Raw genomic sequence first — 12,350 nt, 5'->3', positions numbered from 1 at the left:
AACCTTAATTGAATAATGATGAATAAAATCAAAGCTTTCATTTGCATCCTCATCCCAATAGCATTGACCTATCTCCTGAATACAAAATTTGGAGATACGCCGCCACTGCTGAAATTCCTGAACCCCTATACCGGGTTTTGGCAAAATGCGGAAAGCCGGTCAATACAAACTTCAAAAAAAATTGCGCTGAAAGATGCCCATGAAGTTGTAGACGTTCTGTTCGACGACCGCATGATCCCACATGTTTTTGCAAAAAATGATCACGATGTTTACTACGCACAAGGTTATGTAACAGCCATGCACCGGCTCTGGCAAATGGATTTCCAAACCAGATTTGCAGCGGGCCGTTTATCGGAAGTCGTAGGCAAAAAAGCGATCGAACTGGACCGCTACCAAAGAAGGATGGGAATGGTTTATGGTGCAGAAAAGTCGCTGGAAGGCATGATGGCCGATCCCCATTCCAAAGAAATGATCCTGGCCTATACCGCAGGCATCAATGCCTATATCCGTTCTTTATCGCCAGCTAAACTTCCACTGGAATATAAATTGCTCGACTTTAAACCGGAAGACTGGACGCCTATAAAATGTGCTTTGTTATTGAAACAAATGTCGGCAGTACTTGCCATGGGATCAGATGAGTTCTACATGAGCAACATCCGAAAACAGTTTGGCACTGAGGTAGTGAAGGATTTATTTCCAGACTATCCTTTTAAAGAGGACCCTATTATCCCTGTCGGGACTAAATGGGATTTTACGCCACTGGCTGTACCTGAAATGCCTTCAGGCTCAGACCAGTCTTCAACAACCAATAACATACGTACCAAACAAAAAGAGGAAGGAATAGGGAGCAACAACTGGGCATTGTCGGGAGCGAAAACTGCTTCCGGATACCCAATTTTAGCCAATGACCCGCATCTTGACCTTAGCTTGCCATCCATATGGTATCAAATCCAGTTGCATGCACCCGGACTGAACTCCTATGGTGTGTCCTTGCCTGGTGCCCCCGGAATCATCATTGGCTTTAACCAGAATATTGCATGGGGCGTCACCAACGTCGCAGCTGATGTGCTTGATTTTTACCAGGTAAAATTTAAGGACAGCAGCCACAGTAGTTATTGGTACGACAATCAATGGAAAAAGACCAGCATCAGGCTCGAGAAGATTGGCATCAGGGGTGAAAAAGCAGAAATTGATACAGTTTACTATACACATCATGGGCCAGTGGTATACTTGAAAAAACCGGAGAAATTTTCCAGAGTCCAAAATATCCCGGAAGGCAGTGCGCTCAGGTGGATCGCTCATGAGCAGTCCAATGAGCTAAAAACTTTTTACCTGCTGAACAGGGGAAAGAATTATGCAGATTATCGTAAAGCACTGACCTACTATACTGCTCCGGCGCAGAATTTCATATTTGCTTCGGCAGAAAATGATATCGCCATCACGGCCAACGGTAAGTTTCCCTTGAAGTGGAAAAATCAGGGAAAATTTGTTCTTGATGGCAGCGACCCTAAAAACGACTGGAAAGGCTGGATCCCAGCGGCGCAAAATCCAACGGTCAAAAATCCACCAAGAAATTTTGTGAGTTCTGCCAATCAGTCCTCCACGGATCAAAGTTATCCTTATTACATCAATTGGGAATTTAGCCCATATGAGCGGGCAAAACGCATCAATGACCGCTTGACAGTAATGACCGGCGCTACGGCAGACAGCATCAGGCTGATGCAAACCGACAATTACAGCATTTATGCCCAGAATGTGCTGGCTTCCCTGATCAGCAAGCTAAATCCCTCTGGACTGAATGCCACCCAAAAAGAAGCATTATCCTTATTGAATAACTGGAATAAACGTTACGATGCAAAAGAAGTGGGTGCCAGCGTATTCGACCTTTGGAACAAGCGTTTGCAATACAACATTTGGGACGATGAGCTTACCATTGAGGGAGTTTCTATGCGATATCCTTCCAGAGACAGAACACTCCAGCTCATTTTAAACGAGCCGAACTCCAAATGGATAGACAATATCCGGACACCTGTAAAAGAAAGTTTAAATGACCTGGTCAATGAGGCCTTTAAATACAGCTGCGATAGCCTGGAGCGTAAATATGGGCCTATCGGCGAACCCTGGCAATGGGCAAATGTAAAGCACAGCAATGTACCTCATTTGGCTAAGGTACCGGGACTGGGTTCTAAAACCTTAATGATAGGCGGAGGAAAAATGACCATCAATGCCATGAGTGAAAGTAATGGCCCCTCCTGGAGGATGGTGGTGGAGCTGGGCAAAACGCCTAAAGGACACGGGGTATTTCCGGGTGGCCAATCTGGAAATCCGGGCAGCCAATTCTACGACAACATGATCGATACCTGGGCTAAAGGTGAACTGTACGATCTGTTTTTCATGCAGTCCCCGGAGGATCCTTCCGCCAAAATAATCACAAAACTCAAAATAGCTAAAAAATAAGATCATGGTATTCCTTGTCATTTTCACCGCAACCGCCGTATTGCAATTGTTCTTACCCTGGTGGATCATTGTGCCTATTAGTTTCGTGACTTGCGGAATCATCGGAAAAACCGGAAAAATCTCTTTATGGGCACCGTTCTTTGCAATTCTACTATTGTGGACTGGTGTAGCATTGCTAAAAAGCATTCCAAACCAAAATGTACTTGCCAGCCGCATTGCCGAAATGCTTGGTGTAAAAATATGGGAACTCGTTCTCGTTTTGAGTGCTTTGCTCGGCGCTTTCGTCGCAGCAATCAGCGGCTATTGTGGTTATCATTTCAGAAAAGCAGTTCTCATTAAGAGAAGCACTACCGCATAATTGAAAGCTTTGCTTATTTTTGCAGCGTGAAGCATTTATCAGGGCAGATTTTTTCAATTGCGACAGCAGAAGAGTTCGAGCGTACTTGTCTGGAGGTATTCAGGTATCAGGTTAAAAACTGTAAAATATACCGGGACTATGTATCTCATCTCCGCGTTGATATTGAGGCTGTTAATTCCAGCAAGGATATCCCCTATCTGCCGATTTCCTTTTTCAAATCGCATGAGGTGCTCAGTTCCCCAAAAGAACAATCCGTTGAAATCGTATTTAGTAGTTCGGGCACTACAGGTATGTCGCAAAGCCGGCATCTGGTGACTGACCTCTCTATTTATGAGAAAAGTTTCCGGGCAGCTTTTGAGCTTTTTTATGGAAATATTGAGGAGACTTGTCTTCTAGCCCTCTTACCCTCCTATCTGGAGCGGGATGGCTCCTCACTCATATACATGGTAGATGCCCTGATCGCAGGAAGTAAACATCCCGACAGCGGATATTATTTGCACAATCATCAGGATTTATACAATAAGTTAGAAGAGTTAAATAGAGCCGGGCAGAAAACGATATTGATTGGCGTGACCTACGCCCTGCTTGATTTCGTAGAGCAGCACAGCATCCAATTCCCAAACCTGACCGTGATGGAAACGGGTGGCATGAAAGGCAAACGCAAGGAAATGGTGCGTGAAGAACTGCATGACATCCTGAAATCGGGCTTTGGCGTAAATGCCATTCATAGCGAATACGGCATGACGGAGCTGCTTTCTCAGGGCTATTCTGATGGGGAAGGTATTTTTAACTGTCCACCCTGGATGAAGATCCAGTTGAGGGATACGAATGATCCTCTGAGCCTGGTGGCCGATGGAAAGACCGGAGGCATCAATGTCATAGACCTGGCCAACATCAATTCCTGTTCATTTATTGCCACTCAGGATTTGGGCCGTCTGTATCCTGATGGCTCGTTTGAAGTACTCGGCAGGTTTGATAATGCCGACATCAGGGGTTGCAATTTGTTGGTCAATTAAAATCAAAGCAAGCAAAACACCTGCTTTGCGTTTAATTTATTCTGCGATGAGTAAAAAGTAATTTCTTCTGCCTTTCTGCACAATGATAAACTGATCATTCAATAGATCTGCCTTTGTGAATATAAACGCAGCATCTGTTAATTTTTCCTTATTAACGGATACCCCGCCTCCTTGGATAAGTTTTTTGGCCGCGCCTTTTGATTCCAGTATAGTTGACTTCTCAGCCAAAAGTGTTGCAGCATCAATCCCTGAGGCAAGCTCGTTTTTAGAAATCCGGTGTTGAGGTACACCCTCGAAAATTTCCAATACCTGTTCTTCATTCAAGGTATTGAAAAACTCCAATGAGCCATTTCCAAATAAAAACTCTGAAGTCTTGATTGCGGTCTCCAATGCTTCTTCAGAATGGGTTCTTATGGTAATATCTTCTGCCAGTGCCTTCTGCAATATTCGCAGGTGAGGGGCTGCATCATGCTCTTGTTCGAGGTTCTCGATTTCCTCTTGTGTTTTTAGGGTAAAAATCCGGATCCATTTCTTCGTATCATCATCAGAAGCATTTAACCAAAACTGGTAAAATTTATACGGTGATGTCTTTTGAGGATCTAACCATACGGCTCCGCTTTCCGTTTTTCCGAATTTAGTCCCGTCTGCCTTTTTGATCAATTGGGTGGTAATCGCAAAAGCAGTTCCGGCATCCTTACGTCTGATGAGCTCTGTTCCGGTGACGATATTGCCCCATTGGTCAGAACCCCCCATTTGTACTAGGCAATTCTGGTTTTTCCACAGGTAGTAAAAATCGTAACCCTGGATCAGTTGGTAACAAAACTCGGTAAAGGAAAGTCCAGAATCGCCGTCCAGCCTCCTCTTCACGCTGTCTTTTGCCATCATGTAATTGACAGTGATGTGCTTGCCCACGTCCCGGATAAAGGTAAACAAGTTCATATCTTTGAACCAATCGTTGTTGTTGACCATGACGGCACCGTTACCTGCCTCATCGAAATTCAGAAACTTCGACAATTGACGCTTCATACCAGCCAGGTTATGTTCAACCATATCTTCGGTCTGAAGGTTACGTTCATCGGATTTCCCTGAAGGATCGCCCACCATTCCGGTTGCCCCACCTACTAGCGCGTAAGGCTTATGCCCAGCACGTTGAAAGTGGATTAAGGTCATGATCTGCGTAAGGTGCCCAACATGCAATGAATCTGCAGTTGGATCAAAGCCGATATAACCGGAGGTCATTCCTTCATTGAGTTTCTCCTCAGTTCCAGGCATCATATCCTGCAGCATGCCTCTCCAACGTAATTCTTCAACAAAATTGGTCATATTTTATCCTTTTGCGGCAAATATAGGAAAAGCACTCAACAAAATTTCATACTTTTAAATCCATGAATTTCCTATCCCATTTCTATTTCGACCGCTACAATGACAATGAAAATATAGTAATGGGCATCGTTTTGCCGGATTTCATTAAGAATGCACAAAAGGACTGCAACTTGTACCCGCTCAAAGAAGCACATCTATTTGCTAACGATCCTTCAGAGCTGTCGATATTGAGCGGCTGGGCAAGACACATACAAGTAGACAATATTTTTCACTCTTCTGAATTTTTCAAGACACAAAGTCACGAGTTGAAACTGATCCTCCTGCCGATTTTCGGAGAGAGTCCGGTAAAACCCTTCTTTCTGGCACACATTGGCCTGGAACTGATCCTCGATCACCTGCTGACCATTGAAGGCATCATTAACATCAACTCATTTTATGAGCAGCTCCAAAAAGCGGATAAAGCAGCTCTGGAATCCTTTTTAAAACAGGCCGGGATGGAAGACACTTCCCTGTTCTTCAAATTCCTCGAAAGTTTCCTGTCCAGCAAGTACCTGTTGAGCTACCAGAAGATCGAGAACATCTCCTATGCGCTTAAACGGATTTGTATGAGACTGTGGGACAATCCATTTACAGAAGAACAGGTTCAGCTGCTGACGGATAAGCTCATACTATTCAGAGATCAGCTAAAACCTCATTACATGAGTATTTTTCAGGAAATTGATCTCAGTTTAAATCCTTTACAAGCTTAGTTTGTATCTTCGCTCGTATGTCACTATTTGATGTAAAAGACAAAATGGATGCTTTGGTTAAGGAGCTTAACCAACATAGCTATAATTACTACGTATTGGCCATGCCAACCATAGCTGATTATGAGTTCGATAAGAAGCTGGAAGAACTGGGCAAACTTGAACAAGCGCATCCGGAATTCGCTGACCCGAATTCCCCTACCCTTCGGGTTGGTGGCGAGATTACCAAGACCTTTACTACCGTAAAACACAGATGGCCAATGCTATCTCTGGGCAACACGTACAATGAACAGGATCTGCGTGATTTCGATGAACGGGTCAGAAAAACGATTGGTGATCAATTTGAATACGTCTGTGAGCTTAAATTCGATGGACTTTCCATCAGCCTCACTTATGAAGATGCCAAACTGGTTCGGGCTGTGACGCGAGGTGACGGATCTAAGGGCGATGATGTGACCACTAATATCAAAACCATCAACAGGATACCTCATCAGTTGAAAAGTCCTGATGTCCCTCCCCTCTTTGAACTCAGAGGTGAAATACTCATGCACCGTGCGGCATTTGAGCGGCTCAATAAAGAACGCGAAGAACTCGGCGAGGTATTGTATGCGAATCCGAGAAACTTTGCAGCAGGAACGGTTAAAATGCAGGATTCTAAAGAGGTAGCAAGACGCCCCCTGGACTGTTTTCTCTACTCGCTCAATACAGATAAAAATTATTTCAGGACCCATTGGGAGAGTCTCCAGGGCTTATCCTCATGGGGGTTTCATGTATCGGAACACTCCAAGCTTGTAGATAATATTGATCAGGCATTGGATTTCATCAGATATTGGGACGATCAGCGTTTCAAATTATCTTATGACATCGATGGAATTGTTTTAAAAGTAAACAGCTATGCCCAGCAGCAGGAACTGGGCTTTACAGCAAAATCTCCACGCTGGGCCATCTCTTTCAAATACAAAGCCCAGGAAGTGGAAACTATTCTGGATAGGGTCACTTACCAGGTTGGACGTACTGGAGCAGTTACACCCGTTGCCAATCTGAAACCGGTTCAGCTGGCTGGCACTACGGTAAAACGTGCTACCCTGCACAATGCCAATGAAATTGAGCGGCTCGACCTTCACGAAGGCGATAGTGTTTTCGTAGAAAAAGGTGGTGAAATCATTCCAAAGATCATCAGTGTAAACCTGGATAAGAGAAAAGCGGGTGCAGCCAAGGTGATATATCCCGTAGCATGTCCGGAATGCGGTACAGAACTCATTCGAAAAGGAGCAGAAGTTGCATTTTATTGCCCAAATGACGAAGCATGTCCACCTCAGATCGTTGGTAAAATACAACATTTTATCAGCCGCAAGGCAATGAATATTGATGGCTTGGGCGACGAAACTATAGAGACTTTCTATCAACGCGGACTCGTAAAACACATTAGTGATCTCTATACTTTAGATGAAAAGGCCGATGAACTAAAGCAAATCGAAAGGTTCGGGGAACGCTCGATTGAAAACATGCTAAAAGGTATAGCCGAGTCTAAAAAAATGCCTTTTGAAAAGGTACTCTTCGGATTAGGAATACGATATGTGGGAGAGACAGTAGCCAGGAAACTTGCCTACGGGACAAAAGACATTGATACGCTCATCCACGCAAGTGTAGAGGAGCTGACCGCCATAGATGAGATCGGGGAACGCATAGCTGAGAGCATCAAAGAGTATTTCGGCAAAAACGAACATTTGAAACAAGTTGAGTTGCTTAAAGCCAGAGGATTGCAATTTGAGGTGATCGAAAGTGAAATAGCACTGCAAAGTGACAAGTTAACTGGAAAAACATTTGTAATTTCGGGAGTTTTTGAAAATTACAGCAGGGAGGAACTGAAAGATTTGATCGAAAGCAACGGTGGTAAAATTTTGAGTGGCATATCTGCCAAGCTGAATTACTTGGTTGCAGGAGAAAATATGGGACCTTCCAAGCTGGAGAAAGCTAAAAAACTAAATGTACCCCTGATTTCAGAGCAGGATTTATTAGCGTTATTGAAGTAAAATTAAGAATGAAAAAATTTCATGGAACCGGTGTAGCTTTAGTTACACCATTTAAAGCAGACAGATCAGTAGATTTTGAAGGGTTGAAAAACCTCATCAACTACATGGTAGATGGAAAGGTAGAATACCTGGTATCTTTAGGTACCACTGGCGAAGCATCAACACTTAATAAAGACGAGAAGAAGAAGATCTGGGAATTTACTGCAGAGATAAATGATGGCCGTTTGCCTTTGGTGGCTGGCATTGGCGGCAACGATACGGCTTCCGTGATCAATGACATCAAGACTTTTGAAGCGAATGGTTATAGTGCCGTTCTTTCTGCAAGTCCTTACTATAATAAACCTACCCAGGAAGGTATATACCAACATTATAAAGCCATTAGCGAAGCCAGCTCAATGGACCTTTTATTGTATAACGTACCGGGACGGACTGCAAGTAATGTGAGTCCGGATACAACTTGCCGCCTGGCTTCTGAATTCAAAAACATCATTGGAACCAAAGAAGCTTCGGGAAATTTCGACCAGTTCAATCAAATTATGAGAGACAAACCGGAAGATTTTTTATTGATCTCCGGAGATGATCCTGTGGCTTTGCCAATGATCTCACTGGGAGCCGCAGGGGTGATTTCTGTAGTCGGTAACGCATTGCCACTACAGCTTTCCGAAATGATCAGGTTATGCCTAATGGGAGATTATTCGGCTGCTTTACCACTGCATTTGAACCTAATTGAATTTACCAGACTGATATTTGCTGAAGGCAATCCCGCCGGTGTAAAAGCTGCCTTGAGACATTTCGGGATCTGCGAAGACCACCTGCGCTTACCGCTTGTACCTGTATCTGAGACCCTACGTCATGCAATCATAACCGAATCCAAACGAATCACAGCATAAAAAAGGGCGTCACGATAATCGTGACGCCCTTTTTGTTTAAAAACAAGGTTGGTTAAGCCTTATTTTTTGTTTCCTGAATCTCCAAACGGATAGCCTGAGCTAAGTTTTTAAGATCCTGCATACCTTTCCGTACACGTGTGCCCGCAGCGCTGTTCGCCTTGTTGTAGAACTTGTCTGCATCAGCTTCTAAAGATGCTACAAGCTCCTTTACTTCATTGAATTTTTTCATCGTTAATTTACTCCTTTTAGGTTTAAGGTTTTGATTAATACTCTGTTACTAAAGTAAGATGTTTATTTTAATAAAAAAATTTTTCGAATAATAAATGGATTTCCAAAACCCTGTTTTTTTCCACAATTAAAGCGGTTATTCACAAGAAAAGAGCAAAAAAAATACCCAAACATCTGTACAACAAGTATTTAAAAAAACAAATTAAACAAAAACGGCCTCTAAATCACTTTAGAGGCCGTTCGATTAAAAAATTCTTATGCTATAGAAAACTGATTTTCTTTGTAGTAACCACTCTTCAATTTGTCAGATACTTCGCTAAATGCGTCGAGTGTACGTTGCACATCTTCCAACGTATGAACCGCAGTTGGGATTAGCCTTAATTCAATTAATCCTTTCGGGATAACAGGATAAACAACAATTGAACAGAATATGCCGTAGTTTTCTCTCAGATCCATTGTAAGCGCTGTCGCCTCCAAAAGCTCGCCTTTTAAAAAGACAGGCGTAACCATCGTATTCGTTACCCCGAGATCAAAGCCACGTGCCCTCAATCCGTTTTGAAGTGTAGTCGCTATTGTCCACAATTTCTCTCTGAGCTCCGGATTATTTTTAAGCAGCTCCAGACGCTTTAATAGTCCTATAACCATTGGCATAGGTAAGGCCTTAGCAAAAGTTTGAGAACGCATATTATAACGGAAAAAGTTAGTAATTTCCTCTGTTGAGGCCACAAATGCTCCAATACCTGCCATTGACTTAGCAAATGTACCAAAATAGACGTCTACACCATCGATGCAGTTTTGCTCTTCGTGTGTACCTGCTCCTGTAGGTCCCATCGTGCCAAAACCATGAGCATCATCGATGAGTAAACGGAAATTGAACTCCTGTTTTAGATCAACCAATTCTTTCAACTTACCCTGAGCACCAGACATTCCGAATACACCTTCTGTAATCACCAAAATTCCACCTCCACTCTGCTCAACTAATTTAGTCGCGCGCTCCAGTTGCTTGCGGGCACTGTCAATGTCGTTGTGCTTATACACAAAGCGCTTTCCCATATGCAAACGCAGACCATCTATAATACAGGCATGAGATTCAGCATCATAAACAATGACATCATTACGATCCACCAAGCTATCAATGATAGACACCATACCCTGATACCCATAATTGAGTAAGAATGCATCTGGTTTGCCTACAAATGCAGCAAGCTCCTGCTCCAATTGCTCGTGGTATTTGGAATTACCAGACATCATACGCGCACCCATCGGGTAGGCCATACCAAAATCAGCTGCTCCCTTTTGATCCGCCTCTCTAACTTCAGGATGGTTAGCTAAGCCTAAATAATTGTTCAAGCTCCACACCAAATGCTCTTTACCGCGAAAATTCATATGAGGTGCGATATCGCCCTCTAATTTGGGAAATGAAAAATATCCATGAGACCATTTGTGATGTTGCCCGATCGGCCCCATATGCTTCGCTATCTTTTCAAAAATATCCAATGTTATATGTATTTAGTTTTTATTCTTTTCTTGCAAATTTAAGCTTAAAATGCTTGATAAACAATATAGATGTCCAGCCACAGCATTATGCTAAAAAAGCCTTAACAAATTTTGCTAAGGCTTTTCATATTATCTAAAACAATATCTAGTCAACGTTATCGTGTAAGAATGAATTGTTAGGTCTGATTTCAGTAGAACCATCTTCATCATTGCTCAAGGTAAACCTTGAAACCTGGGATTCTGAAGAATGCTGAACCTGCTGCAATTGCATCTGCTTGCGTTTGTAAGCTGGTTCGTTCTCTAACTCCTGAAGACCGTTGCTGGTCCTAAGTTTCATGCTCAAGTCTTTTAACCTTAAGATTCTTTCCTTAGATTTTCTGAGTTGATCTTCGATAGAATCATCATTTTTATCATCATCAGCACCTTTTTCAGTGATTTCCTCTCTCTGAGGTTCCACGTCATTGTTGAAAACAGCAACTGGCTTTTCGAATACAAAATCGGTTTCGGCCAATTTAACCTCAAACTCAAATCCTGATTCCTGCGGGGCTTCCTTAACAGGAGCTTCATCTTCAATTAGGGTATGCCTAACAACGATATTCTCAGGCTCTTCAGTTCTCCTAGGTTTGTTGATATTGAACAAGTCGCCAAAAAGATCTGACTGTTTAATCTCTTCTTTAGCCTTCATTACAGGTTCTTGTAGCGGAGTTTCTACCTTAGGTGCGATGAACGAATTTACCGGTTCAACTGGTCTAACCAAAGGAGCTTCTTCCGGAGTAAGCAATGAGATTTTCTTCACATTCTTTTTATCCTCTTCGCGCTGTTCCTTGGTTTGGAAACCTGTGGCTATGATCGTTACCGAAAGCATGTCCCCTAAGTTTTCATCTATACAGTTACCCCAGATCAAATCAGCAGATAATCCTGCCTTATCCTGGATGTAATCCGTAATGATGGTCACCTCATCCATAGTCACCTCTCGGATTCCCGAGCTGATATTTAAAAGGATGTACCGCGCACCTTCAATCTCATTATCTTTCAATAAAGGAGAAGCAAGAGCTCCTTCAACAGCATTCAGTGCCCTGTTTTCACCTTCGCAGGCAAAACTACCCATAATGGAAACACCACTGTCTTTCATCACAGTACGCACATCTTTAAAATCTACGTTGATATAACCAGGCACAGTAATGATCTCTGCAATTCCTTTGGCGGCAGTAGTCAAAATATCATCAGCCTGAGCAAATGCGGAACCCAATGTGAGGTTACCAAAAATCTCCCTCAATCTATCATTGGAAATCACCAGATAGGAATCTACATACTTTTTAAGTTCATCCAATCCGTCATTCGCCTGCATTTTACGCCTCTTACCTTCAAAGGCAAATGGAGTAGTAATGATTGCTACAGTCAGGATATCCAATTCTTTCGCCGCCTTAGCAATAATAGGGCTTGCTCCTGTTCCCGTACCACCGCCCATTCCTGCTGTAATGAACAACATTTTGGTTGTACTTCCCAGCATCTGCTTGATATCATCGATATTTTCGATAGCCGAATTTTTCCCAACTTCAGGAATAGAACCCGCTCCCATACCTTCAGTCAAACTGGCACCTAGTTGTACCTTATTAGGTATAGGACTAAATTCTAAGGCCTGGGCGTCTGTATTACAAATAATAAAGTCTACACCAGTAATTCCTTGACGGTACATATGGTTTACCGCGTTACCACCACCGCCACCAACACCAATTACCTTGATGATTGATGACTTATCTTTTAACATTTCGAACTGCATATCTTTATGAATCAGTTATTTA

Annotated in this window: 10 protein-coding genes; 6 read left to right on the top strand and 4 right to left on the bottom strand. The window is 42.9% G+C overall.

Annotated elements, in window-relative coordinates:
• Window positions 1-15: 15 nt before the first annotated feature.
• From WAE59_RS10200 to WAE59_RS10190, 3 genes are read left to right on the top strand one after another with little or no spacing between them, the layout of a single operon-like run.
• Entirely contained in the window at window positions 16-2,457 is a 2,442-nt protein-coding gene (locus WAE59_RS10200; protein ID WP_337855852.1) for a penicillin acylase family protein, read from the top strand.
• A gap of 4 nt (window positions 2,458-2,461) precedes the next feature.
• Window positions 2,462-2,815 (top strand): hypothetical protein, encoded by a 354-nt coding sequence (locus tag WAE59_RS10195; protein WP_337855851.1) that lies wholly within the window; start codon window positions 2,462-2,464, stop codon window positions 2,813-2,815.
• Window positions 2,816-2,841: 26 nt separating this feature from the next.
• Window positions 2,842-3,831: a LuxE/PaaK family acyltransferase gene (locus WAE59_RS10190; protein ID WP_337855850.1), complete on the top strand. Its 990-nt coding sequence runs from the start codon at window positions 2,842-2,844 to the stop codon at window positions 3,829-3,831.
• 36 nt (window positions 3,832-3,867) lie between these two features.
• Here WAE59_RS10190 and tyrS read toward each other — a convergent pair whose 3' ends face one another.
• Entirely contained in the window at window positions 3,868-5,154 is a 1,287-nt protein-coding gene (tyrS, locus tag WAE59_RS10185; RefSeq protein ID WP_337855849.1) for a tyrosine--tRNA ligase, read from the bottom strand.
• A gap of 62 nt (window positions 5,155-5,216) precedes the next feature.
• Between tyrS and WAE59_RS10180 the strand changes: the two genes are divergently transcribed.
• The 3 genes from WAE59_RS10180 to dapA are packed head-to-tail and all read left to right on the top strand — an operon-like array spanning window position 5,217 to window position 8,823.
• Window positions 5,217-5,903 carry an ACP phosphodiesterase gene (locus WAE59_RS10180; RefSeq protein ID WP_337855848.1) on the top strand — a complete coding sequence of 229 codons (687 nt, stop codon included), beginning with the start codon at window positions 5,217-5,219 and terminating at the stop codon, window positions 5,901-5,903.
• A 17-nt stretch (window positions 5,904-5,920) separates the two neighbouring features.
• Window positions 5,921-7,933 carry an NAD-dependent DNA ligase LigA gene (gene ligA / locus WAE59_RS10175; RefSeq protein WP_337855847.1) on the top strand — a complete coding sequence of 671 codons (2,013 nt, stop codon included), beginning with the start codon at window positions 5,921-5,923 and terminating at the stop codon, window positions 7,931-7,933.
• 8 nt (window positions 7,934-7,941) lie between these two features.
• A complete protein-coding gene (dapA, locus tag WAE59_RS10170) occupies window positions 7,942-8,823 on the top strand; it encodes a 4-hydroxy-tetrahydrodipicolinate synthase (RefSeq protein WP_337855846.1) in 882 nt (293 codons plus the stop codon).
• Between the two features lie 52 nt (window positions 8,824-8,875).
• Here dapA and WAE59_RS10165 read toward each other — a convergent pair whose 3' ends face one another.
• The 3 genes from WAE59_RS10165 to ftsZ all read right to left on the bottom strand — a co-directional run bounded on the left by WAE59_RS10165 (window position 8,876) and on the right by ftsZ (window position 12,328).
• Window positions 8,876-9,052 carry a histone H1 gene (locus tag WAE59_RS10165; RefSeq protein ID WP_337855845.1) on the bottom strand — a complete coding sequence of 59 codons (177 nt, stop codon included), beginning with the start codon at window positions 9,050-9,052 and terminating at the stop codon, window positions 8,876-8,878.
• Between the two features lie 254 nt (window positions 9,053-9,306).
• On the bottom strand, window positions 9,307-10,548 hold the full coding sequence (locus WAE59_RS10160; protein WP_337855844.1) for an aminotransferase class I/II-fold pyridoxal phosphate-dependent enzyme: 1,242 nt from the start codon (window positions 10,546-10,548) through the stop codon (window positions 9,307-9,309).
• A gap of 145 nt (window positions 10,549-10,693) precedes the next feature.
• A complete protein-coding gene (gene ftsZ, locus WAE59_RS10155; protein WP_337855843.1) occupies window positions 10,694-12,328 on the bottom strand; it encodes a cell division protein FtsZ in 1,635 nt (544 codons plus the stop codon).
• Window positions 12,329-12,350: the final 22 nt, after the last annotated feature.

This window comes from Pedobacter sp. GR22-6 (assembly GCF_037402555.1).
Lineage (GTDB): Bacteria > Bacteroidota > Bacteroidia > Sphingobacteriales > Sphingobacteriaceae > Pedobacter.
The sequence above is the reverse complement of the archived record's forward strand: the minus strand, read 5'-3'. Positions and strand labels throughout refer to the sequence as shown.